At 41.6% G+C, this 24,134-nt stretch carries 21 protein-coding genes and 1 riboswitch; of the genes, 11 read left to right on the forward strand and 10 right to left on the reverse strand.

Annotation, left to right across the window (positions count from 1 at the left end; genetic code table 11):
* Positions 1-21: 21 nt before the first annotated feature.
* On the reverse strand, positions 22-198 hold the full coding sequence (locus tag OQX61_RS09215; protein ID WP_265841370.1) for a hypothetical protein: 177 nt from the start codon (positions 196-198) through the stop codon (positions 22-24).
* Between the two features lie 122 nt (positions 199-320).
* Positions 321-1,433 carry a metallophosphoesterase gene (locus tag OQX61_RS09220; RefSeq protein WP_265841371.1) on the reverse strand — a complete coding sequence of 371 codons (1,113 nt, stop codon included), beginning with the start codon at positions 1,431-1,433 and terminating at the stop codon, positions 321-323.
* Between the two features lie 136 nt (positions 1,434-1,569).
* Between OQX61_RS09220 and OQX61_RS09225 the strand changes: the two genes are divergently transcribed.
* Both OQX61_RS09225 and OQX61_RS09230 read left to right on the forward strand, forming a co-directional pair.
* Positions 1,570-4,035 carry a TonB-dependent receptor gene (locus OQX61_RS09225; RefSeq protein WP_265841372.1) on the forward strand — a complete coding sequence of 822 codons (2,466 nt, stop codon included), beginning with the start codon at positions 1,570-1,572 and terminating at the stop codon, positions 4,033-4,035.
* Positions 4,036-4,057: 22 nt separating this feature from the next.
* Positions 4,058-4,711, forward strand: coding sequence for a hypothetical protein (locus OQX61_RS09230; RefSeq protein ID WP_265841373.1), 654 nt, complete (start codon positions 4,058-4,060; stop codon positions 4,709-4,711).
* Positions 4,712-4,742: 31 nt separating this feature from the next.
* Here OQX61_RS09230 and OQX61_RS09235 read toward each other — a convergent pair whose 3' ends face one another.
* Both OQX61_RS09235 and OQX61_RS09240 read right to left on the reverse strand, forming a co-directional pair.
* On the reverse strand, positions 4,743-5,117 hold the full coding sequence (locus OQX61_RS09235; protein WP_265841374.1) for a DUF779 domain-containing protein: 375 nt from the start codon (positions 5,115-5,117) through the stop codon (positions 4,743-4,745).
* A gap of 86 nt (positions 5,118-5,203) precedes the next feature.
* The gene (locus OQX61_RS09240; protein WP_322973557.1) at positions 5,204-6,709 is read right to left on the reverse strand and encodes an aldehyde dehydrogenase family protein; all 1,506 of its coding nucleotides are present in this window, start codon (positions 6,707-6,709) and stop codon (positions 5,204-5,206) included.
* A 203-nt stretch (positions 6,710-6,912) separates the two neighbouring features.
* On the opposite strand from OQX61_RS09240, the gene OQX61_RS09245 reads away from it, so the two are divergent.
* From OQX61_RS09245 to OQX61_RS09265, 5 genes are all read left to right on the forward strand, one after another.
* A complete protein-coding gene (locus OQX61_RS09245; protein WP_265841375.1) occupies positions 6,913-7,836 on the forward strand; it encodes an AraC family transcriptional regulator in 924 nt (307 codons plus the stop codon).
* A gap of 378 nt (positions 7,837-8,214) precedes the next feature.
* Positions 8,215-10,581: a right-handed parallel beta-helix repeat-containing protein gene (locus OQX61_RS09250; RefSeq protein WP_265841376.1), complete on the forward strand. Its 2,367-nt coding sequence runs from the start codon at positions 8,215-8,217 to the stop codon at positions 10,579-10,581.
* Between the two features lie 88 nt (positions 10,582-10,669).
* The gene (locus OQX61_RS09255) at positions 10,670-11,566 is read left to right on the forward strand and encodes a LysR family transcriptional regulator (protein ID WP_265841377.1); all 897 of its coding nucleotides are present in this window, start codon (positions 10,670-10,672) and stop codon (positions 11,564-11,566) included.
* A 72-nt stretch (positions 11,567-11,638) separates the two neighbouring features.
* A complete protein-coding gene (locus OQX61_RS09260) occupies positions 11,639-12,571 on the forward strand; it encodes a putative sulfate exporter family transporter (protein ID WP_265841378.1) in 933 nt (310 codons plus the stop codon).
* A 24-nt stretch (positions 12,572-12,595) separates the two neighbouring features.
* A complete protein-coding gene (locus tag OQX61_RS09265) occupies positions 12,596-13,117 on the forward strand; it encodes a DUF1572 family protein (protein ID WP_265841379.1) in 522 nt (173 codons plus the stop codon).
* Here OQX61_RS09265 and wrbA read toward each other — a convergent pair.
* Positions 13,098-14,309 (reverse strand): NAD(P)H:quinone oxidoreductase, encoded by a 1,212-nt coding sequence (wrbA, locus tag OQX61_RS09270; protein WP_265841380.1) that lies wholly within the window; start codon positions 14,307-14,309, stop codon positions 13,098-13,100. The genes OQX61_RS09265 and wrbA overlap by 20 nt on opposite strands.
* Positions 14,310-14,407: 98 nt before the next feature.
* Here wrbA and OQX61_RS09275 point away from each other — a divergent pair, with 98 nt between their 5' ends.
* Positions 14,408-15,208 carry an AraC family transcriptional regulator gene (locus tag OQX61_RS09275; protein WP_265841381.1) on the forward strand — a complete coding sequence of 267 codons (801 nt, stop codon included), beginning with the start codon at positions 14,408-14,410 and terminating at the stop codon, positions 15,206-15,208.
* A gap of 141 nt (positions 15,209-15,349) precedes the next feature.
* On the opposite strand, the gene OQX61_RS09280 is transcribed toward OQX61_RS09275, so the two are convergent.
* The 4 genes from OQX61_RS09280 to OQX61_RS09295 form a co-directional block, all read right to left on the reverse strand.
* Positions 15,350-15,766, reverse strand: a complete 417-nt coding sequence (locus OQX61_RS09280; protein ID WP_265841382.1) for a DUF983 domain-containing protein — start codon at positions 15,764-15,766, stop codon at positions 15,350-15,352.
* Positions 15,767-15,777: 11 nt separating this feature from the next.
* Positions 15,778-16,647, reverse strand: a complete 870-nt coding sequence (locus OQX61_RS09285) for a helix-turn-helix transcriptional regulator (RefSeq protein WP_265841383.1) — start codon at positions 16,645-16,647, stop codon at positions 15,778-15,780.
* A gap of 104 nt (positions 16,648-16,751) precedes the next feature.
* Positions 16,752-17,198: a GtrA family protein gene (locus OQX61_RS09290; RefSeq protein WP_265841384.1), complete on the reverse strand. Its 447-nt coding sequence runs from the start codon at positions 17,196-17,198 to the stop codon at positions 16,752-16,754.
* Entirely contained in the window at positions 17,198-17,926 is a 729-nt protein-coding gene (locus OQX61_RS09295; RefSeq protein ID WP_265841385.1) for a CDP-alcohol phosphatidyltransferase, read from the reverse strand. The genes OQX61_RS09290 and OQX61_RS09295 overlap by 1 nt, the downstream gene beginning before the upstream one ends.
* Before the next feature lie 204 nt (positions 17,927-18,130).
* Positions 18,131-18,232: riboswitch (SAM riboswitch) on the forward strand.
* Between the two features lie 101 nt (positions 18,233-18,333).
* Between OQX61_RS09295 and OQX61_RS09300 the strand changes: the two genes are divergently transcribed.
* On the forward strand, positions 18,334-19,503 hold the full coding sequence (locus tag OQX61_RS09300; protein ID WP_265841386.1) for a cysteine desulfurase family protein: 1,170 nt from the start codon (positions 18,334-18,336) through the stop codon (positions 19,501-19,503).
* A 42-nt stretch (positions 19,504-19,545) separates the two neighbouring features.
* Here OQX61_RS09300 and OQX61_RS09305 read toward each other — a convergent pair whose 3' ends face one another.
* Positions 19,546-20,736 carry a metallophosphoesterase gene (locus OQX61_RS09305; protein ID WP_265841387.1) on the reverse strand — a complete coding sequence of 397 codons (1,191 nt, stop codon included), beginning with the start codon at positions 20,734-20,736 and terminating at the stop codon, positions 19,546-19,548.
* Positions 20,737-21,257: 521 nt separating this feature from the next.
* Between OQX61_RS09305 and OQX61_RS09310 the strand changes: the two genes are divergently transcribed.
* Together OQX61_RS09310 and cobA are read left to right on the forward strand one after the other, a co-directional pair.
* The gene (locus OQX61_RS09310; protein ID WP_265841388.1) at positions 21,258-23,345 is read left to right on the forward strand and encodes a nitrite reductase; all 2,088 of its coding nucleotides are present in this window, start codon (positions 21,258-21,260) and stop codon (positions 23,343-23,345) included.
* Positions 23,345-24,133 carry a uroporphyrinogen-III C-methyltransferase gene (gene cobA, locus OQX61_RS09315; protein ID WP_265841389.1) on the forward strand — a complete coding sequence of 263 codons (789 nt, stop codon included), beginning with the start codon at positions 23,345-23,347 and terminating at the stop codon, positions 24,131-24,133. Before OQX61_RS09310 ends, cobA begins: the two co-directional genes overlap by 1 nt.
* Position 24,134: the final 1 nt, after the last annotated feature.

The following is a 24,134-nucleotide window of genomic DNA, read 5'->3' on the forward strand; positions in this document are numbered from 1 at the left end:
GAGAAATACAGGCGGTGAAATTTATTTGTTCGTTCTTTTTCGGGTATTGTCTTTGTTGGAAGTCTGATCCGATCGTTGTCCGCCACCATTGGTAATACCTATTTTTTTCTTGTCGTCTTTTACACTGTGATAGGCACGATCTGAGGTCGGATTCCCCTGGCTAACGCCACTGTTTTTGGGATGTTGTTCTTTGTTCATGATGATTCCTTTCTATGTTTATAATTTAAAAACAACTGTTGGTGGATTTAGTTTTATCAGAATTCTTCGTTTTCATAGTGATTCCGGCTGTTTCATTTAAGGTTAGCGGGAGCAAACCAGGCTTAGATTTTAGATTTGGCATTCACAGCAGCCTCCAGTAAGCTTGCCAGCGGACTTTCTTCCAATACAAATCTTTTGGAACCAGTATCGGGCTTGAACTTCCATTTGATTAACCTGATTTTACCATCTTCGATTTCTATGCCGGTAATATCACCATCGTTAAAGCAGCAACACCCGGTATTAAAATAGGTGTTTTTGGAATATTCCAGCCTTGGGGAGGTATCACCACTAATTTTTCCTGCAATCAATTCGGCTTCCAGCTTTTGAACAACTTCCGCCTGTCCATTTTTTCTCGCTTCATCCAAACGGATATAAGTTCTTTCCAGGTGGGTCAGGGAATTAAATACAGGTTGATGGGTATGTCCGGTAATTAAAGCCATACCGGATTGTTCGGCCGTCCAGTTATACATCATCGCATTGTGCGTGGATTTCAACTGATTGTCGAAGGCTGGTGTATTTGGATTGATGCGGAGGTAAGCCTGAAAAGGGCCCCAGACATTGGAGACAAACCATTTGCTAAACCAGTTGCCGTCACTTTGAAGATCTCCCTGGTGGCCATGGGTTAAAAATATCTCCAGCGTTTTGCCCTCAACGGGGATGCGCAGAATTATTCCTTCATAGACTTTTAGCTTTTTGCCATATACTTTTTCCAGCTGGTATCCGGCAAGCGGATCATTGTCCCAATATAAATCATGGTTTCCAAAAATTTTAAAGAATGCACCGCGCTTTAAGAATTTTGACTCCTGCTCAAAAGTCGCCTTGTTGTGTTTAAGTACACTTAATACAGGGTATTTCCAAAATTCTTCGCTGTCGCCCAGACTGCAAAAAAGAAACTGCTCATCGTTGTAATGCTGCAATGCAGCGAGGTAGTTTTTTTCTGATAAAGCGAAATCATCCCCGGGATTTCGGTTACCCTTGTGCTGGTCTGAAAATATAATGAGCCTGGAGGAATGCTCAAAATCAAGGATTAAACCTTGCTTTCCCTGGCCTTTGCTAATGTGGTTAAATAAGGAGGTGAGGGCTTCATGAACGCGTTTCTGTTCTGGCCGGGACGTATACTTGTTCGCCAGTCTGATCACCCGTTCCGTCAGTAGTTTTTGTAAAAATACGCGCATGTCTGTAAAATATTTTCAATTTCATGTAACCTTCTGCCTGTTAAGGACATCTTATATTCAAATAAACAAGATCACCCAAACTCTTCACCTTAATTGATAATATGCTTAAAAGCGTAGGTGGAACAACTATGTCTATATGAAAACGAAAATATACTACTTCTTTCCCTTGTTGCTCAGTACTTTGTTATTTATTTTTAATGAAGCACAAGCTCAGAATTCCGCAGTCGGTTCGGGAGAGATTTCAGGGAAAGTCCTTGATGAAACACAGAAAGCATTTCCTTATGCAAGTATCAGTTTGCTAAATGCCAAAGATTCCATTTCGGTAAGAGGGACTTTAACCGGAGACAATGGTACCTACGAATTTAAAAGCATTCAGCCAGGTAAATATCTGGTATCTATTTATGTGGTGGGCTATAAAAAGATGGTTAAAGGTCCTTATCAGATTGGAGCGGATCAACGTTTACACTCCGTAGGCATGGTTCAAATGGTGGTCGATGCGAAACAGCTGAAAGGGGTGGAGATTGTGAAACAAAAGCCGCTCATCGAAAGACAGATCGATAAAACGGTGTTGAATATAGAAAATAGTATCCTCGCAACAGGAAATACGGCTTTGGAAATCCTGCAGAAAGCTCCGGGTGTAACCGTAGATAAAGATGGTAAAATCGCCCTGAGAGGAAAACAAGGCGTAACGGTGATGCTGGATGGAAAACCTACCTACCTTTCATCAGAGCAACTGGCCAATTTATTGCGTTCTACGGAAGGTAGCGCTATTCAATCCATAGAGTTAATCACCAATCCTTCTGCGAAGTACGATGCTGCGGGGAATTCAGGAATTATCAATATTAAATTAAAGAAAAACCGAAATTTCGGTACCAATGGTTCCTTATCAGCAGGTGCCGGCTATGGTACTTACCATAAAGCAAATGGCGGATTGAGCCTGAACCACAGGGAAAAGAAGTTTAATGTTTTCGGAAATGCCGATTTCGGATTGAACAAGCGTTTTGGAGAAACAGATATTGTAAGGGTGAACAATACGGCTGCCGATCAGACTTATTTTGATCAAACCAGCCATTCGGTTAGCACCAGGAAAAACGGGAACTTTAAAGCAGGAATGGACTATTTTATCAATGACAACCATACCCTCGGCTTCTTTGTAAATGGATACCGTAGTCACAGAAAATCTGCTTCAGATGTGCTGACGTTAATTGGTGATCAACCTGGTAAAACAGATTCTTCGGTAGTGGCGCCAAATACGGGCTCTTCAAAATATACCGGTATTACTTATAATTTAAATTACCGTGGAACATTGGATACTCTGGGAAAGGAGATCAGTTTTGATGCAGATTATTCCCGTTACAATGGAAATGAGGACAATGTTTTCAATAATATGTTTAAAAATTCAACAGGGCAGCCTTTAAAACCCGATTATATTTTTAGAAATGCCGCTCCTTCTACCGTGAAAATATGGGGCGCAAAAATGGATTATACCTATCCAATCAATAAGGATATGAAGTTAGATCTTGGTCTGAAGTCCAGCTTTGTGAACACGGATAATAACTTCCTGTTTGAGAATTTTGTGCAGGATCAATGGCAAAATGATGTGAACAGGAGCAACCGCTTTGTTTATGATGAAAATATCAATGCAGCCTACGCTAATTTTAAAACAAAATTCAAAAATACGACGCTGCAGGTAGGATTAAGGGCAGAACAGACCAATTCTAAAGGAAATTCTATCACTGAGAATAAAGTAGTTAAAAGAGATTATATCAATTTATTCCCAAGTGTTTTCATCAATCAGGAGTTGTCAAAAGATCATGAGGTTGGGGTATCATATAGCCGCAGGATAGACCGTCCGGATTATGGTAACTTAAACCCTTTTATCAGCTACCTGGATTTGTATTCTTACAGACAGGGTAACCCTTTCTTAAAACCACAATTTACCAATGCTTTTGAACTTTCTTATTCCTTTAAGAAGAGCTTGAACCTGACTTTAGGATATAGCCATACCAGTGATGTGATGACCGATGTATTGCTGACCGATACCGCCAGAAAAACAATTTTTATCTCAATACAAAATCTGGCCAAACAGGATTCTTATAACCTGAACCTCAGCTATCCTATTGCCATTACCTCCTGGTGGAGTACCAACAACAATTTAACGACTTACTACAACAATTTCCAGGCACCTGATATTTTGGGGGCTGCTTATAGTAGCGGAAGATTATCATTTAACCTGAATACCACGCAGACCTTAACCTTAAATTCTACGACAAAATTTGAATGGTCCGGGTATTATCAGTCGAAACAAGTCTATGGAACTTTGTTAATTGCCTCGCAATATGGTGTGGACCTGGGCGCTAGTAAGTCCTTTATGGACAATAAACTGAACCTTAAGTTCTCCGCCAATGATGCATTTAAGCTCCAAAAAAGTAAGATAACCAGTGCTTTGCCTTCACAAAATTATGTAGTCAATGAAAGATGGGAAAGTCAGGTATTTCGCCTAACTTGTACCTATCGTTTCGGAAGTAAAGATGTTAAGGGAGCCCGTCAGCGCTCAAGTAGTTCCGAAACAGAGGGGAGACGGGTGAAATCCGGCCGTTAAGGCCATATAAAATGCAGGGTAGATGATGTATACTTCTGAAAGAGATTATCATTCAACAAAATTGATAAAAAAGGGAGAGAAAGTGCTGGATAGTTCTTTTTCCAGATTTGCAGATTGGATTTTAGAAGAATTTGGATGGAAACCCATCAATATAATTTACGATAAAATTGATCCTAATGACCGGCCTAAACTGAGCCTGATCTTTGAACTTCAAGGTCAGGCATCCGTTTTTCACAATGGTACAGGTTATGATGAGGGAAAACGGAAGGCTATTGTAGATCAGTTCAAAGCTTTCAGGAATGAAAATGGCGGGATTTCTGATAACTCAGATATCTGGGTGATTTTTCAGGAATTTGAACCAGCTGAGCAGGCAGCCTGTAATGAGAAAATTCCGCAGGAAGAAATCAATGCTTTTAAATCCCGGTTTTTAGATCAGCAGCTTTGGGAGATTGCCCGATTTGGTGCTTATACCACATTTATCTTTGAAACAAAGGAACAGCTGACCGGTAGTAAAGAAAACGGAGTTCAGGCGGAAATCCGAAAGGAATACCTGAAGCTACTGAAATCTTATGATGAATTTAATTATTTCAGCCTGGAAAATTTGCCCATCGTTTTTGATAACAAGGAGAATTTTGAGGAGAACTACCAGGGCAGCCGGGATCAGTTCTACAAGTAAACTCATTTCATAAAAGTTAACAGCTGCGGGCTTAGTCCGCAGCTGTTACTGGTTCCAGATCTTTCAATTCCGCTTCCGTAAATAACCGGGAATGAATTAAAAAGCCCATATCGATGGTAGATTCCAGAGAGAAACCAGCGGCTCTTCCGGCAATGACATCGAGTGTAAGCTTCGTATGCTTCCAATACTCAAACTGGTCTCCGGCCATATAAAATTTACAATCTTCAATTTCGCCGAGGCAAACATCGTTGGAGCCGACTAAAAAGCCGCCTTTTTCAAAACAGTGTGGATAGGAGCCCTCGCAACAGCCCCCACTTTGATGAAACATCAGTTCCCCATATGCTTCTTTTAATTTAGCAATTACCGCTTTGGCTTTTTCTGTCGCTTCAATTCTTTTGATTCCCATGTTTAATATTTATTTGTGGATCCGATTCCCGTAAATGAAAAAATCCCGGATTAACAACTGTTAACCCGGGATTGAAAAATCAACCACTAAAAGAATCCTAATTTATTTTTATCATAAGAGATCAACATGTTTTTGGTGCTGCGGTAATGATCCAGCATCATTTTATGGTTTTCTCTTCCGAAACCTGATTTTTTATATCCTCCAAATGGAGCGTGTGCAGGGTAAGCATGGTATTGGTTTACCCAGATTCTACCTGCCTGAATTGCGCGCGGTACCTGATACAGCTCATGGGCATCGCGGGTCCAGACTCCTGCACCTAATCCATATAAAGTGTCATTGGCAATTTCTATCGCTTCTTCAACTGTTTTGAAGGTGGTTACACAGAGCACAGGACCAAAAATCTCTTCCTGGAAGATCCGCATTTTATTGTGGCCTTTTAAAATGGTTGGCTCAATGTAATAACCGGTTCCCAGGTCTCCATCCAGCTTATTGGCAACTCCGCCGGTAAGCAGTTCCGCGCCTTCTTCTTTACCAATCGCCAGGTAAGAAAGTATCTTTTGATACTGCTCATTGGAAGTCTGGGCTCCCATCATACCCGTTCTATCAAGCGGGTGTGTGATTTTTATGGCTTTGGTACGCTCAATTACACGGGCGATAAATTTATCATAGATACTTTCCTGAACGAGGAGACGTGAGGGACAAGTACAGATTTCCCCCTGATTTAAGGCGAACATCACCGCACCTTCAACCGCCTTATCGAAAAAGGCATCGTCTTTATCAGCCACCGATTCAAAGAATATATTAGGAGATTTTCCACCCAGTTCCATCGTGGAAGGGATGATGTTTTCTGCGGCATATTGCATAATTAAACGGCCGGAAGTGGTACTGCCTGTAAAGGCAACTTTCGAAATTCTCGAAGAAGTAGCCAGTGGTTTACCCACTTCAATTCCATATCCGTTAACGATGTTTAGCACGCCGGGAGGCAATATTTCACCAATCAATTCCATCAGTACGATGATGGATATCGGTGTTTGTTCTGCTGGTTTTACTACGGTACAACATCCTGCAGCAAGGGCTGGTGCGATTTTCCAGGTGGCCATTAATAATGGGAAATTCCATGGAATGATTTGCGCAACCACACCAATCGGTTCGTGTAAGGCAATACTTACCGTATGCTCATCATGCTCGGCAATAGACCCCTCATCAGCTCTGATGACGCCGGCAAAATACCTGAAATGGTCTACAACCAGTGGTAAATCTGCTGCCAGTGTTTCTCTGATCGCTTTTCCATTGTCTATGGTTTCTACTGTCGCGAGGTATTCTAAATTGTCTTCTATCTTTTGTGCAACTTTTAATAATATATTGCTTCTGTAAACTGCTGAACTTTTGCTCCAGGTTTTGAAAGCTTCATGTGCGGCATCTAAGGCCAGTTCTACATCTTCTTTACTGGATCTTGCTGCTTTTGTAAATACTTTCCCATCTATCGGAGAGATGTTATCGAAATAAACACCCTTTACAGGGGCTACAAATTTGCCGCCAATGAAATTGTCGTAATGCGATTTAAATGACGGTCTTTTTACTAGATTTTCCATGAATATATCGTCTTTTTAATGATTTTAAAGTACATTGAATTTGATCGGGAGAAACCCGCTATTACAAACCTAAGGCATACGAGCTGCCACAGGTAGGAGGATTGTTTCATTCCATAGCATTATTGTCTCATCCTGACAACCGCTTTACAATATGATAAGTTTGAATTGAAACATTTATAAGTTAAACCAAATCCTATCTTGATATGCAGCACAGATTAAATCCGTTTGCCCTCAGCAGAGCCGAAAGTTTAAAGACACTTGTAGAAAACAGAACCGCATATACCTTGCAAAACTGTGAATTGAATGTTTTTGAAACTTACACGGAATCTTATCAGGTACCGCTGGTGTTTAATGATTTGGTGATCACCAGTATGTTGAGCGGGAAGAAGGTAATGCACCTTTCCGGGAAAGCGGAATTTGATTACTATCCCGGACAAACGGTGATTGTACCCCCCGCATTAGGGATGAACATCGATTTTCCGGAAGCTACCAACGAAAATCCAACGCAGTGTATCGCATTGGCCATAGCTCCCGATCAGATCAAAAACACAATAGGTTATCTCAATGAGTTTTTTCCTAAGGAAGCGGCTTCCGGTAAATGGCAGCTGAACTTTGAGGATTGCCATTTTCAGAATAGCGAAGATATCGCCTCATTGATTAATAAAGTGGTGAGGATTTGTTCTGAGCGGTCGGGAGCCATGGATATTCTGGCTGATCTGACCTTAAAAGAATTGCTGGTGCAGATTATGCAAAAACAGAATTTGAAAACACTGGGTTCAGATCCGGCAAATGTGAACCGCAATCCCCTGGCTTTTGTGCTCCATTATATTAAAGCCAACCTGAATGAGAAAATCAGCATCAATAATCTGACGGATAAGGCATGTATGAGTAAAGCGACTTTTTACCGTTTATTTAAACGGGAACTGGGACTGAGCCCAAATGAATTTATCCTTTCTGAAAAAATCACGAAAGCCAAACAACTACTGAGCAATCCGAAAGCGAAAGTAGCTGCGGTGAGTTATGAGCTTGGATTTAGTGATGCGAATTATTTTATACGTGCATTTAAAAAATTAGTCGGAATGACACCAGGTCATTATCAACTCCAGGTAAATAGCGGCTTTCATTAATCGACAGGTTATTTTATATCGTTTTATTTTTTTTGAAAATATGTTTTATAGGTTTTGGGAATATAATGAATGAACTGAATAACAGTCGTTTATAGATTATTTATTATTTTTAATAAATCCCCGTAACAAGAAACGCTCCCGTACATATTTCATGAAAAGCTGAAGCCATCCTTCAGCTTTTTTTTGCCATTTCAGGCCGTTTTACGCAGGTATTATATTTTTGCGGGTCCCCCGTAATTATCTAAAACAGATAAAAAAAGCAACAAAACAGGCTTATTTTTACCAATTTCATTATTTATTACAGTTTCTGTTTTATATTTTGTATCATTAGCTAAGTGTTTGAACCACAGCTGAAACACCAAATAAACCAGATATAAGATGAAACATTTAATGCGCGCTAAGTTTTCTTTGCGCTGTTGCCTGCTTTTAGTATTACTAAGCAGCAATTCTTTTGCTAAAGACCTCTACATCTCCGTAAAGGGGAGTGACAAAAATCCCGGAACAAAGGAAAAACCTCTTGCCAGCTTCCAAAAAGCGCAACTCCTGACCAGGAAAATCAATGAAGCCGTAACGGTATATGTTCGTGGAGGTACTTATTACCTTTCGGCTCCCCTGTTGTTTACGCGGGAAGATGACCGCTCCCCAAAAACTGCCGTAGTTTATAAAGCCTTCGATGGAGAACAGGTGAAGGTAAGCGGAGGAAAGCCATTACAATTGACCTGGGAATCACTTTCTAATGGCATCAAAAAAGCAAAGGTAACCGCAGATGTGGCCTTTGATCAGTTGTTTGTAAATGGGAAACAACAACGTATGGCCAGATATCCTAATTACAATCCGGCGGTACGATTTTTTGGTGGTGCCTCAGCGGATGCCATCAGTCCGGAAAGGGTGAAAAGCTGGAAACATCCGGAAGGTGGTTTTGTGCATGCGCTACACCGTCATGAATGGGGCGGATACCACTATGAGATTACAGGGAAAGATGAAGAAGGAAAGCTGGCGCTAACCGGCGGATTTCAGAACAACAGACAATCAGGAATGCATGATAAATACCGCTTTGTAGAGAATATCTTTGAAGAACTGGATACTGCCGGGGAATGGTATTTCGATAAAAAGGATAAAACACTGTATTTGTATCCGGAAAAAACAGTAAATATAACCAGAGCATTGGTGGTGGTTCCACAGTTAAAATCGCTTTTTGAGTTCCGCGGAACAGCCGCTTTGCCGGTAAGAAATATCCGGATCGAAGGGATGGAACTCAGTCATACTTTAAGAACTTTCATGGAAACTAAAGAACCTTTATTGCGTAGCGACTGGACGATTTATCGTGGTGGCGCTGTAGTGATGGAAGGTGCGGAGAATTGTGTGATCAGCAAATGCTTTTTTAATACTGTTGGTGGGAATGCCGTTTTTATGAGCAATTACAACAGGAATAATGTTGTGACCGGTTGCCATATTGCCAATGCAGGTGCCAGTGGTGTTTGCTTTGTTGGTGATCCCGGTGCTGTACGTTCTCCGCGTTTTGAATATGTACAGTTTGTTCCTTTAAAGGATATGGATCGCGAACCCGGCCCGAAAACCAATAATTATCCGGCCGGGTGTACCGTAGAAAATACCTTAATGTATGGACTGGGAAGCGTTGAAAAACAGGTCGCCGGCGTAGAGATTTCTATGTCGATGGACATTAAAGTGAGTCACAATACGATCTATGATGTTCCAAGAGCGGGAATTAACATCAGTGAGGGGACCTGGGGTGGACACCTGATTGCCTATAATGATGTGTATGATACCGTATTGGAATCTGGCGACCATGGGGCATTTAACTCCTGGGGCAGGGATCGTTTCTGGCACCCTGACAATGCTTTGATGGGCGTAATTGCTAAAAACAATCCTCAGCTGATTACTGCGGATGTGATTAAGCCGATTGTGATCCACGACAACCGTTTCCGTTGCGATCATGGCTGGGATATTGACCTGGACGATGGTTCCGGTAACTACCATATTTACAACAACGTTTGCCTTAATGGCGGACTAAAACTCAGAGAAGGGTTTTTCAGAACCGTTGAAAATAATGTGATCCTCAATAACTCTTTTCATCCTCATGTATGGTTTGAAAATAGTGGAGATATCTTTAGACACAATATTGTGATGCGTAATTATTATCCGATTCAGGTGAAGGATTGGGGTAAAGAAGTGGACTATAACCTTTTTCCTGATAAAGAAGCATTGTTAGCTGCTCAAAAAGCAGGTACTGATGCCCATTCCTTATTTGGTAATCCTCAGTTTATCAACCCTGAAAAAGGAGATTATAGAGTGAAAGCGGGTTCCCCGGCATTGAAAGTAGGTTTTAAGAATTTCCCAACAGATCAATTTGGTGTAACCAGTGCCGCTTTAAAAGCATTGCTGCGGCCGGTTAAATTGCCTGTTATTGTTTCAGAAATGAAGTCTGACGGAGAGGGATATCATGATTTTCTGGGTGCAAAAGTGAAGAATCTAAATACCCTGGGCGAACGTTCTGCAACAGGTATGGCTAGCGAAACAGGTGTATTGGTGGTAGAGGTGCCGGAGAAAAGTGTATTAAATGGATTGTTAAAGGCTAACGATGTGTTGTTGATGTGCAATGGCAAAGAGATTAAAAACTGGAATGACCTGGCCACAGTTCAATCCGGTTTCCAGTTGGTACAAAAGGTTCCGGTAGCGATTTTTAGAAACCAGGCCCTGAAGAAAATGGAAATTCCGGTAAAATAAAAGGTAACAATATGATTCGGTTTTAAGGATACCTGAATGGGTTTCTTTAAGTTTGGGTGTTTAATTAAGCACCCAAACCCGGATTCCGATGTCAGATTTTCGCCTAGAAGTATTCTATACGGTGGCCAAACGCCTCAGCTTTACCAGGGCCGCCGAAAGTTTATTCATTACCCAACCGGCAGTCACGAAACACATCCATGAACTGGAGCAGCAGTATAATAATAAGTTATTTGTGCGCAAAGGAAACCGGATAGAGTTAACGCCTGCCGGTGAATTATTATTACACCATGCGGAAGAGTTGTTTGCCATTTACAGGAACATCGACTTTGAAATGAATGCCCTCGTGGATAAAAAAGAAGGCTTGTTGAACCTTGGTGCCAGTACTACGATTGCGCATTATATTGCCGCGCCGCTACTTGCCGGTTTCAGAAAGAAGTTTCCGGACATTCGTCTCAATCTCATCAATGGGAATACAGAGCAGATTGAAAAAGCTTTGATCGACAAAGAAATAGACCTGGGCATTGTAGAGGGGAAATCTAAAAATCAGGAAATCAGTTATACGGAGTTTATCAAGGATGAAATTGTTTTGGTTTGCGGGAAAGACCATCCCCTGGCGAAAAAGGACCAGCTGAATCCGGAAACCCTTAAAGATTATGCTTTCGTTTTGCGGGAACAGGGATCGGGAACCAGAGAAGTGATCAGCCATTCGCTAAAATCTGTCGGCTTAAAAATGTCCGATCTGAAAATGGAAATCCAGTTGGGTAGTACCGAAAGTATGAAATCCTATCTGATGAATTCTTCCTGTCTGGCTTTTATCTCTATTCATGCCTTGACTAAAGAATTGCAAAATGGCAGTCTGAGTGTGATTGATGTAAATGGATTAAACATTGAGCGCTATTTTTACTTTATCCATCTCCAAGGTAAACTTGATGGATTGTCTGAAGTATTCTTACGTCATGCGCAGTTAACTTATAACTTAAAGTAATATCGGATCAGGTTTTTCAATTTGACCAGTACTTCCATTCTTCTCAATTTTGTGTCAGAAAGAAGATTGATTATGGAACTGACTGAGCAAAAACGGAAGATTATTTTTTTAGCCGCCGCATTATTCTGCCTGTTGCCGTTCATGTCGGCACCATTGGCCTTATTACTAGGTTTAATAATGGCGCAACTGATGAAACATCCTTATCCGGAGCTCAACCATAAGGCAACCAATTGGTTATTGAAGGTTTCTGTAGTGGGTCTGGGCTTTGGAATGAACGTGTTTGCCGCCATGAAAGCCGGAAGGGAAGGGGTGTTGTTTACCATTGCCTCCATCGCAGGCGTGCTTATCCTCGGTTACATCCTTGGAAAGATCTTTAAAATCGGAGAAAAAACTGCTTATCTGATTTCTGCCGGAACAGCCATTTGTGGCGGTAGCGCTATTGCCGCTCTGTCTCCGGTCATGAATGCCGAAGAAAAGGATATCTCTGTTTCTTTAGGGATTGTCTTTATCCTGAACTCCGTCGCCTTGTTTCTTTTTCCAATGGTTGGACACGCATTGGACTTAACACAAAGCCAGTTTGGAATGTGGTGTGCCATCGCCATTCACGATACCAGTTCTGTAGTGGGAGCCGCCAGTAAGTACGGTACGGAAGCTTTGCAGATCGCGACAACAGTGAAACTGGCACGTGCTTTATGGATTGTTCCATTGGCATTTGGAACAGCCTTTTTCTTTAAAAGCGACCGTTGTAAAGTGCAGCTGCCTTATTTTATCGGTTTGTTTATCCTGGCTATGCTGGCCAATACTTACCTGCCTTTTGTAAATGCCTTGTCGCCTTATATAGTGAGTATTGCTAAAGCGGGATTGACACTTACACTGTTTCTGATTGGTAGCGGCTTGTCCTTTAAAGTGGTTAGGGTGGTTGGCATTAAGCCATTCCTGCAAGGGCTGATCCTTTGGCTGGCTATATCCGGCACTTCCCTATGGGCAATCATGACATTGTGCTAATTCTTCTCTGGTTTTTTAATTAAAATGAGTAAAGATCAGCTGTTTTTTACGATTTTTGAAGGCATACCTAAATACATCATGACAAAACAATACTATACCGAACTTTACGAAAGAGACCTTCAAAGATTGATCATGGAGATGGAGGCTTATCCTCAGCCGGAAGAAATGTGGCTAAATGCTACCGGCATCAGTAATACCTCAGGCCACCTGGCACAACACCTGATCGGGAATTTAAGAACCTTCGTCTGTGCGCCAATGGGCGGGTTTCCTTATGAACGTGATCGTGAAGCAGAATTTAAGGCGGTAAGATTTACCGATGAGGAACTACTGAAAGAACTTTACGCTTTAAAAGCAGATGTAAAGGCGAGTATTGAAAAGCTGGAAGATCTGAATGCGGCTTATCCGATTCATATCAAGGCGGTGTGTGAAGGCCAAACGAACGATTTCATGTTGTGTCATTTATTAGCGCATTTGGCCTACCATACCGGTCAGATCAATTACCACAGGCGATTGCTGACTACTCCTGTTATTCCAGTTCAAAAATAGCCTGGATCTCTACAGACGAATTCATAGGGAGAGAGGAAGCGCCAACAGTAGCCCTGGTGTGCATGCCATTCTCTCCTAATATTTCTACAAGAAGGTTAGATGCTTCATTCATCAATACCGCATGTTTGGTGTAACCAGCGGCAGTGTAAAAGAATCCTGTCAGCTGTACCGCTTGTTTCACGTTATCCAAATCACCACCAGCCGCTTGTTTTAAAACAGCAAGGACGTTCAGTAAAGTCTGGCGCGTAGCCAGTTTGGCCTGTTCTTCTGTTACCTCTGTACCCACCATTCCCGGATGATCAACTTTTCCTGCATTTAAAGCAATCTGGTTAATGAATACCTGTTTTCCTGAAATTCGGAAAGGTTTATAATTTCCAACGGGTGCAGGAGCATCAGGTAAAGTCAGGTTTAATGCTTTTAAACGGGCTTCAGTTTTACTCATTTTAGGTGCTGCGGAAACCGCTTTACCAGGTGCCATTGGCGCGCTGTCTTTGGTCAGTTGGTAACCTTTAGCCGCTTTAGCCAGGGCATAGCCCTGAAGTGCAGCAATATGTAATTCTCCTTCAGAAGGTCTGCTTACAGCAGTTGCACCGGCAAGAGAAGTTGCGCCGAAAACAGTATTTCCCTGAGGGATGGTTTTATCGATTTCCTGATTTCCCATAATTCCGGTTGGTACGATTAGCATACCATGAACGGCTAATGTACTCCAAAAAGATAGGATGGCTGCCTCACGTCCGGCTCCGCTTCCTGCCGACATAAACACGGTTGCGGGTATGCCTTCCAGTTTATGAGCCGTCCAGATGCCTACAGACTGGTCTAGAAAATAACGCATATCCGAGGACATATTTCCAAAATGAACGGCTGATCCAAATGCAATACCGTCATAATCCGGTAATTCTGTGATGCTGGCATAAGGAATTTTACCAAATGCTTGTTTATCCTCGTTTGCCAGCGGTTTAATCCTTGGTACCTGCTTTAATACCGCTGTTGCACCAGGGAATTTTTCTATACCGGCAGCGATTGCTTTCGCCATTTTGTAGGTACCACCACTTTCTGTATTAAATAAGACCAGAATTTTCATAGCTGAAGGTTTTTGGGTCATTTTAGGTTGGGCTTTTAAGATCGGGCTGCTCAACAGGGCTAGCAATACTAAAACACCCGCTTTTACGCGGATTGAATTTATAAAATTCATTGAATATCGATTTAATGATGTAATAAGAGCTCAAAGGTCGGTAAACCTGCTTGTCTTTAAATGTCTATATTTGCCAATAACATGTCATTTTACGACACATGAATAAAGCTAGATTTTGTCATTTAACCGTTGATTCGGTCAAAAAGGAAGCCTATGTATGGCATGAAGCAGATTGGAAGTTTTCTGACGAATGGCATACCCATCAGATGGGGCAGTTGATTTTTGTAGAAAAAGGGGTTCAATATCTCCATACTGCGGAAAGAACTTATTTATTGCCCAGCCAGCATTGTGCCTGGATTCCACCGGGATTGGCGCACCGGACTTCAAGCCCTGTCAAGCAGGTATACCTGCGCTGTATCTTTCTAAATAAAACCAGTGATAGCCCGTTTTTTAAAGAACTGAACATTTTTCATACCTCAAAGGTATTGAGAGAGATGATTTTGTTTACCGAACAATGGTCGGGGCTGGAAGAAGAAGAAGCCCTGGAGCAGGATTTTATTAAGGCCCTGGTCGGGATTTTACCGCTTACTTTTAATGCCTCTTTGCCTTTGGTACTTCCGGTACCCCGGGATCCAAGGATTGCGCGAATGGTGGATTACCTGACCGAATGTGTAGATAAAGGTGGTGCTGTGATGAATGAACTTAAAATTCCTGAGGTAGCCGCAGGCTTTAATCTTTCTGCAAGAACGATGGAAAGGTTGTTTAAGCAGGATATCGGGATTACCGTAGCCGGATACCTTAAGTTATATAAAATGATCAAGGCGGTAGAGTTGCTCTCGATATCAGGTGAGAACGTGAAAAGCGTATCGATGAAGGTGGGATACGACAGTGTGTCGACCTTTAGCAATACCTTTCAGCAGGTATTAGGCTTGAGGCCTCAGGAAATGATGGTGCCATAACTAGCTTTGGTTCAACCTGCTGCTCTTGTTGTTAATCATCCTGCTGCTCTTGAAAAACAAAAGGCTCAGCAGTATACCTGTGAGCCTTTACTTATTGGAGGGGGAATTGTTGACTTAGTGAAATGCTGCCAACCGGTCTTTTTAAACTTTAGAAGGGTCGTAACCTAGTCCCGGTGATAACCAATACAGGAGTACCATTCTGGAATATCTGTAATTGAATGGGGAGAATAAAAATACACCCACCAATAGAATGGCTACATAGTACCATAGGTTTTCATAAGTTAAAGGCAGACCTAAAACATAGGCGGCAACGCTCATAGAGATCATTTGCGCTACGTTCATTGCATAACTCACAAACATCGCTACATAGAAATAGCCAGGTTCGCGTTCAAATTTTAAACCACAATGAGGGCAAAATTCATTCATTTTCTGCACTTTGAAGCCGTAAGTAGCGCCTGTAAAAACATTACCTGTACGACATCTTGGGCATTTAGAATGGGTGATACCATACCATTGGGAAACATGCGGTTTCTGATTTAATTGGTCCGTGCTGCTCATATCTGTGTGTTTTATTTATCTTGTTTTCTAAATTTATCCGGGGTTGAACCCACTTGTTTTTTGAAGAATTTTATGAAATAGGAGGGATCACTAAAAGCCAGTTTCTCCGAAATTTCCGAAATGGAAAGCTCCATATTGATCAGCAAACGTTTGGCTTCTAAAATCACCCGATCCCGGATGAGCTGACCAGCAGAGATGCCCAAAAGATCATTGCATAAGGCATTTAGATGATTTGGGGTAATGTATAACAGCGCTGCATATTGCCTGGGAAACCTCAATTCTATAAAATTGGTTTCAATTAACCGTTTGAAACTTTTAAGCAGGGTCTGGTTGTAGGAGTTCGTTTGTGTTTGTTGTTTTAAACTCAATCCTCTGGACACCTGAATAAAAATGTTCAGCATTAACAGTTTTACCAGATCGGCATCAAATGGTCCCGGCTCTTTTCCTTCATGAAGGATTTCTTCAAAAAGAGAAACAACTTTTGCCATGGTTAGTTCTGGTAATACCAATACTGCATCACCGGAATGCTCATCAAAGAAACTGAAATTCTCCAGGTATAGCGGATTGTATAAAAACGACTTGAAGTAATTTTCAGAAAAGTTGATGATATATCCTTCCACTTCCGATTCAAAAGCCCAGCTGTGCACTTGTCCGGGGGTCATGAAATAAATCATTCCCGGTAATACAGGGTAGTTTTTAAAATCTATGGTTTGATTGCCGCTTCCTTTTGTGAAGCAAACCATATGGTAAAAGGAATGGCGGTGTGCCGAATGTAAGTGTAAATACTGCTTAGAATAATGACCAAACCTGCTCACAAGAATACCTGCATTTTTGTATTCTTCAAAAGTACTGATGTCATAAACAGGTATGTCATTCTTCATATACAAAGATACTGCTTAACGGGGATTTTCAAGCGGTACTAATTCTCCATAAAATGGTACTTTTTACTGATTGTGATTCAGGTGTTGATCGGGTATTGCGCTAATTAGCCTTTTAGCTCTGTTGCTTGTGGTGTTTTTGAAACAGTATCATGTTTTTTAAAGACCCAATATTTTTGCAGGGTATAATTGAAGCCCAGGGAAACCAGTATATCGACCATGATCCTGGTTATTTTATAATCCAGGCGCAGCATCGTGCTGAAAAGATAGGTTCCGGAAGATTTCAGAAGAATACTGCCGGCCACTACAAATACGAACTTAACGAGTTGTTTACCTACCGGAAGCTGGTTGGACTGGTTGGCATTGAAGGTCCAGTAACGGTTGATGGAAAAATTTACGATGGCACCAATGATGCCACCAATAGCGATAGAAATGGTATAATGAATGTGTAGTAATTCTGTGCAGGCGATCATGATCAGGTAATCGATAATGCCGCCCGAGAAAGCGGAAACCTGTGCCTTTGCAAAAACGAATACAGATTTCATCATGCTCATTAACGCGCCTTTTGTTGTTTTGCTTCACGCTCCGCATTATCCCTGATGTCACCCAGTTTTAATAGTTTTCTCGTGTCAATGAAGTTGATGATGAACAAGACTACACAGATACCAGTTGCAAAGTATTCAATTAAATGTCCAAACGTTACTTCTAAAATAATGATCAGTGCAAGAATGATCCGGATCTCGGTAGGACCTACCAGACCTGCATCGATGCTGTAAATATCGGTGATTTTATAGCGCAACTGGGAGATAATCATGGCCCAGCCATATAAGGCTACAAATATAAAGGCAATCAATTCATATTCATTTCTGGCATATACCAAATAGCCCAAGCCGATCATAACGGTGCTTACCCAGTCCATAATGATGTCTAATGAAAAGCCATACCATTTACGTGGAGTATTTCTATAGTAAGCCATTCTTCCATCTAAGGAATCACCAAACCAGTTGATCGCTAAGCCTACCGGACCTAATAACAGGTATTCTCTACCAACATAAGTACCGAGGATAAAACCTAAAAGTACAATTACAGAACCAGCAGTACCGATGAACGTCAGCATATCTGAACTGATAAAATTAGGGATACGTTTTACCAGCCATGAAATAGTGCTCTGTTCTACACCGCTTAAAATATTGGTTCTTTTTCTATCCTGGAATATTCTTTTTAAAATACTGCTGTCGCCAGTTACTTGATGCGCCTCTTCTCTCAATTTATTTTCTTCCATTCAGGTTTTGTAATTATACTCTTTTAGAATATGCTGCAAAAATATGGAATTGAAACTTCAATTGGTACCAAAGTCCATTATTTATTAGGTAGAATTAGCAATTATATGACGAAAATTATGAAATGAATAACTATTTCAATAAAGACTATTGAAATAGTAGTCTTTATTGTATATTTGTCGGCAGTAAACGTTCATACATTTATTTACTTATCCAGAAAGACTGAGGGAAAGGCCCTGTGATGTCTTAGCAACCTGTTATTTAATAAGGTGCTAATTCCTGTCCGCCATTGGCGGAAGAGATAAGTTGTTAGAAAACCCTGTTCGTTGGTTTTCCTGGAACTCGTCCTATGCCTTATTCTTGTAAACTGATTAAGTAGATTATTTTTTAATCTATTAAACCAATTCGCATGAGAATTTATTTAGACAATGCCGCAACAACACCTTTAAACAGAGAAGTATTTTTGGCGATGGAGCCTTATTTCTTTGAAAACTTTGGCAACCCATCTTCCGCACATCACCATGGGAGAGGGGCAAAAGTAGCGATTGCCCAGGCCCGGGGAATCATCGCAGACTTGCTTAATGCGAGTCCGGACAACATTGTGTTTACCTCAGGTGGTTCTGAGGCTGACAATACCGCTATCCTTTCCGGTATTCGTAGTAATGGCATTAAACTGGCCATCACTTCTGCTTTTGAACACCATGCCGTATTGCATACTTTGCAGGCGCTGGAGAAAAACGGAGAAATCCGGATTGTTTACCTGCAGCATGATGCTCAGGGAAATCTTTCCCTGCCCCATCTGGAAAAATTGCTGAGTACCAATGAAAGAGCCTTTGTTTCTGTAATGCATGGGAATAATGAGATCGGAAACCTAAATGATATCGAAGCCATTGCTCAGGTCTGTAAAAGATACCAGGCCGTTTTTCATTCGGATACCGTTCAGTCTATGGGCCAATACCGTTACGATACCCGCCGGTTGAATGCGGATTTTCTGGTCGGCTCTGCCCATAAATTCCATGGACCGAAAGGCATAGGGTTTTTATACAGAAACGCCGGACAAGCCCTTTACCCTTTGATTTATGGAGGTGCGCAGGAGCAAAAGCAGCGCGCAGGTACAGAAAATGTAACCGGTATTGTGGGCCTGGCAAAGGCATTAGAAATCAGTTATAGAAACCAGGAAGTTACCCGGCAGCACCTGCTCAGGTTAAAGGAACGCCTGATTTTTAAATTGAGGGATAGGATTGCTGATGTTGACTTCAACGGGAATTCAGCAAATACGGGACAGAGTTTAAATAGTGTGCTGAGTGTGTCAGTTCCTGATCCGAATACTGGAATCAGCCTGATTTCTTACCTGGACCAACATCAGATTTCAGTATCCGGAGGTAGTGCCTGTAACAGTCATTCGGGGGCCGCTTCTCATGTGCTCAGTGCGTTGGACACTCCTTTTGGACGGGCTACGGTTCGATTTTCTTTTAGCCGTTACAATACAGCCGAAGAGATTGATTATGCGGTTGAAAAGCTGGCAAAATGTTATGCAAAACCAGGTGTATCTGCTTATGCAGAAGGATTATTGCTGTAATTGGTGTTTGTATATTGCCTGTCGGGTTAAAGAAAACGGGGCTTATCTTCTGGTTTTCTTTAACTCGATCACGGTAATTTCAGGCCAGATGCCTACTCTTCCTGAGAAACCAAGAAAGCCAAATCCCCTGTTAATGTTCAGGTATCTGCCATTAGCACTGGTAATTCCTGCCCAATGCGCATAGCGATATTTCACAGGACTCCATTTGATGCCAAAAGCTTCAATCCCAAATTGCATCCCATGGGTATGGCCAGATAAGGTTAACTGTATTTTTGAAGGCCAGGTTTTCACTTCGGCATCCCAATGTGTGGGATCATGAGAAAGCAAGACTTTAAAATCATCCGGATTTACACCTGCTAATGCCTTTTTCAGATCGCCACGTTCTCCAAAACCAATGCCCCAGTTTTCTACTCCTGCGAGGGTAATATGTTGTCCGTTTTTTTCAATACGTACATGTTCATCTAAAAGCAAGCGGTAGCCCATTTCTGCATGGTGTTTTTTGAGCGCTTGTAAGTTCGCTTGTTTGGCGGCTTCACTTTCCCATTTGATATAATCGCCATAATCATGGTTTCCGAGGATAGAGAACTGCCCGTAACGTGCTTTTACCTGCGAAAAATGGCCCATCCAGGGTACAATTTCTTCCGCTTTATTGTTTACCAGATCTCCGGTGAAAACGAATATATCTGAATTTTGTGCTTTGATGAGGTCGATGCCTTTCTGTACTGCTTTAACATTTTTAAAGCTCCCCGCATGTACGTCAGAGATCTGCGCAATGAGAAATCCCTCAAATTGTTCAGGTAGCTCGTCGAAGAATAAGGTGTGTTTAATGATCCGGTAAGCGTATTTCCCTTTAATTATTCCATATAAGAAAATCAGTATGGTGATGACAAATAAAACCAGACCAAATTCGACCCAGTAAACGCTTCGGGCCCCACCGGTAATCAGACGATAGCCATCTCCAATCATTAAAACAAGAATAAAGATCAGTTCGCTGGTGATCAATACTAAAAAAGTATGTGTAGTGATCTTGAAAAAGATATCCATGCCATTTTTGCGCATGCGCTGAATAGAATAGGCTAGTGAGGCCAGAATGAAAATGAGGAAGCCCCAGAATACCGGACTCAGCCAGCTGCTGCTGGTCAGTGTTTCAATTCCGGAAAGGACATACCAGTTGATCAATAAGACAAAACCGGCGATGATCGCAAGGGGCAAAAGGTTGATTTTTCTTTTCATAAAAGGCTTACAATTATAAATGTAGGTTTTCAGAAGGGATTTTGTTTTGATCCCGGTCAATTTGACATTTTCCCGATGATTAAGAAATAGAAGGTGGGAAGGGCAGGGGAGGTTGGGTTGTCGTGTTGGAGCAGAACACTGAAACAGGAACCAGAATAAGGTATGGTGATGGATAGAAAAGAGGAACAAGGCAACATATCTGTAAAATTCAACCAGAAAGCCGTTGTTGTAATCTACTTATAATCAGTATGATTGGTTCTCTTGTAATTAATCCTATAGGATTGGTATTAAATTAATTAGCTGAAAAACAACAAGTTACAAATTAATTACATAAGTTATATACTACTAAACCTATATACTTTATATATTTGCTTTATGAACCAAACAATTTACAACGGAAATCTGATGCTAAGCCACTGTATGTGTGTTTAATGATTTTGGCTGTAAAGAGAAAAAATATTTAAAAGCTTCTTCAGTCTCCCCGACAGAAGAAGCTTTTTTCAAATAAGACCAAACGTACTATGCAAAGTTTTAGAACAGAGTTAGAAAATCCTGTTGTTGAGAAGGATATTATTGATCTGGAGAAAAAGATCAGGGCCTTCCGCGAAGGGAAAATCCATGAGGAAAAATTTAGAAGCCTGCGCCTTGCCCGTGGTGTTTACGGACAAAGACAGCCTGGCGTACAAATGGTGCGTATTAAATTGCCTTTTGGAAAAGTAACCTTTAAACAACTGTTACGCATCGCAGATGTATCTGATGAGTATGGCAGTGGAAACCTCCACTTAACCACCAGACAGGACATCCAGATTCATTATGTGAGTTTAGACAGGACCCCGCAATTGTGGGAGGAGCTGGAACGCGATGATGTAACGATCCGTGAAGCTTGTGGAAATACGGTAAGAAACGTAACCTCATCGCCGGATTCAGGAATCAATCCAAACGAATTGTTTGATGTTTCTCCTTATGCACATGCATTTTTCACTTACTTCCTGCGCAATCCGATTTGCCAGGAGATGGGCAGAAAGATCAAGTTTTCTTTCTCTTCGGATGAAAAAGATACGGCATATAGCTATATCCATGATCTTGGTTTTATTCCTAAAATCAATGAAAAAGGAGAACGTGGTTTTAAAGTAATGCTTGGTGGTGGATTGGGTGCACAACCTTTTCTAGCTAGTTTGGTGCATGATTTTCTTCCGGAAGATCAGATTATTCCTTATGCTGAGTCAGTATTGAGAGTATTTGACCGTTACGGAGAACGTACGAACAGAAATAAAGCACGTCTTAAATATTTAGTACAAAAACTGGGATTAGAAGAGTTGTTGAGATTAATTGACGAGGAAAGAATTGCCAATAAATCAAAATCTTTCAAGATAGATAGAGACGCTGTTCTTTCTCCTGAACCTCCTGCTTTGCTGGATTACCCGGAACTGGATGTAGTCGATACCCTGGATTATCAGCACTGGCGCGCTACAAACGTAGTACCTCAAAAACAACAAGGTTTTTATGGTGTCTATGTAAAGGTGCCGGTAGGAGATATCAAAACAGACCGTGCCCGTAAAATGGTGGAAGGCATCAGCCCCTTTGTGGCAGATGAAATTCGCATCACACAAAACCAGGGCTTACTCTTGAAATTTGTTAGAGAAGGCGCTTTACCTTCTTTATATTTAGCATTAAAGGCAGTAGATTTTGCTACGCCTGGATTTGACAGCATCGGTGATGTGACCACTTGCCCCGGGACAGATACCTGTAACCTTGGGATTTCGAACAGTATGTCGCTTTCGGTGGCGCTGGAAGAAGTGATCTATGAAGAGTTTCCTGAATTGATTTACGATAAAGACATCAAAATCAAAATCAGCGGTTGTATGAATTCTTGTGGTCAGCATGGCCTGGCTCACATTGGTTTCCATGGCAGCTCGGTGAAAGCAAACGGAAAAGTTGTGCCGGCAGTACAGGTAATGCTGGGTGGTGGTACCGTGGGTGATGGCGAAGGTAGAGTTGCAGAAAGGGTGATTAAAGCGCCTTCTAAGCGTGCTACTGCGGTATTAAGAACATTGTTAAACGATTTTAGTACCAACAGTGAAGCCGAAGAAAGTTTCCACCATTATTATGACAGACAAGGGAAAGATTATTTCTACCAGTTGTTAAAACCACTGGCTGATCTGACTACGCTGAAAGATGAAGAATATGTAGATTGGGGTCATGAAGAGATCTTTAATACGGCAATTGGTGTTGGAGAGTGTGCGGGTGTAGTGATCGACTTAGTAGCAACCTTGCTTTTAGAAGCAGAAGAAAAACTAGGTTGGGCAAAAGCGTCCTTCGAAGCGGAGGCCTGGTCTGACGCTATTTACCATACTTACGCAGTATTTGTGAACGCTGCAAAAGCGCTGTTACTGGATAAAGCGGTAAACAGCAGCACGCAAATCGGTGTAATCCGTGAGTTTGATACCCACTATGTAGAAACCGGAGAGTTTAAACTGAAAAGTACTTTTAATGAACTGGTGTTACAAATTAACAAGAATGAGCCTACAGCAGAATTTGCTGCCGCTTACCTGGCTGATGTAACAGACTTTTTTAATCAGATTAATGCAAAAAGAGAGGAGCAAATCTAATGAGCACTAAAAATATAAACAATAAAGAGCCAAAAATTACTTTGGTAGGTGCCGGTCCTGGTGATCCTGAGTTGATCACGATGAGAGGTGCAAATGCATTGAAATCTGCGGATGTGGTTTTGTACGATGCTTTAGTGAATGAAGGAGTGTTGGATTATGCCAATCCTGAGGCCATCAAAGTATATGTAGGAAAGCGCTCCGGCGAACATTCTTATTCGCAGGATGCAGTGAACAAGCTGATGATTGATTATGCCCTTAACTATGGTCACGTAGTACGCTTAAAAGGCGGTGATCCTTTCGTATTCGGCAGAGGTTATGAAGAATTGGATTTTGCAGCGGGTTATAGCATCCCGGTAACCGTGATCCCTGGTTTATCGAGCTCGATATCTGTTCCTGGCTTGCAACAAATTCCAGTTACACACCGCGGATTAAGTGAAAGCTTCTGGGTGGTTACTGGAACCACAGCTTCTGGAAAGATTTCCAACGATTTGTACGAAGCAGCAAGATCTAAAGCTACTGTGGTCGTATTAATGGGATTGGGTAAACTGAAAGAGATTGTGAAACTTTTCCAAAATGAGGGAAAAGGACAGCTACCGGTTGCTGCAATTCAAAGCGGTTCTACACAAAATGAAAAACTGGCGATCGGCGTGGTAGATACCATCGTGGAAACCGTAGAAGAAAAAGGCATTGAAGCACCGGCACTATTGATTTTTGGCGAGGTGGTGTCCTTGCATCCTTCTTTCCAACCCATCAGAGAATTTTTCAATGCACTTAAAGAAGATCAATAAT

The organism is Pedobacter sp. PLR (assembly GCF_026239675.1).
GTDB lineage: Bacteria > Bacteroidota > Bacteroidia > Sphingobacteriales > Sphingobacteriaceae > Pedobacter.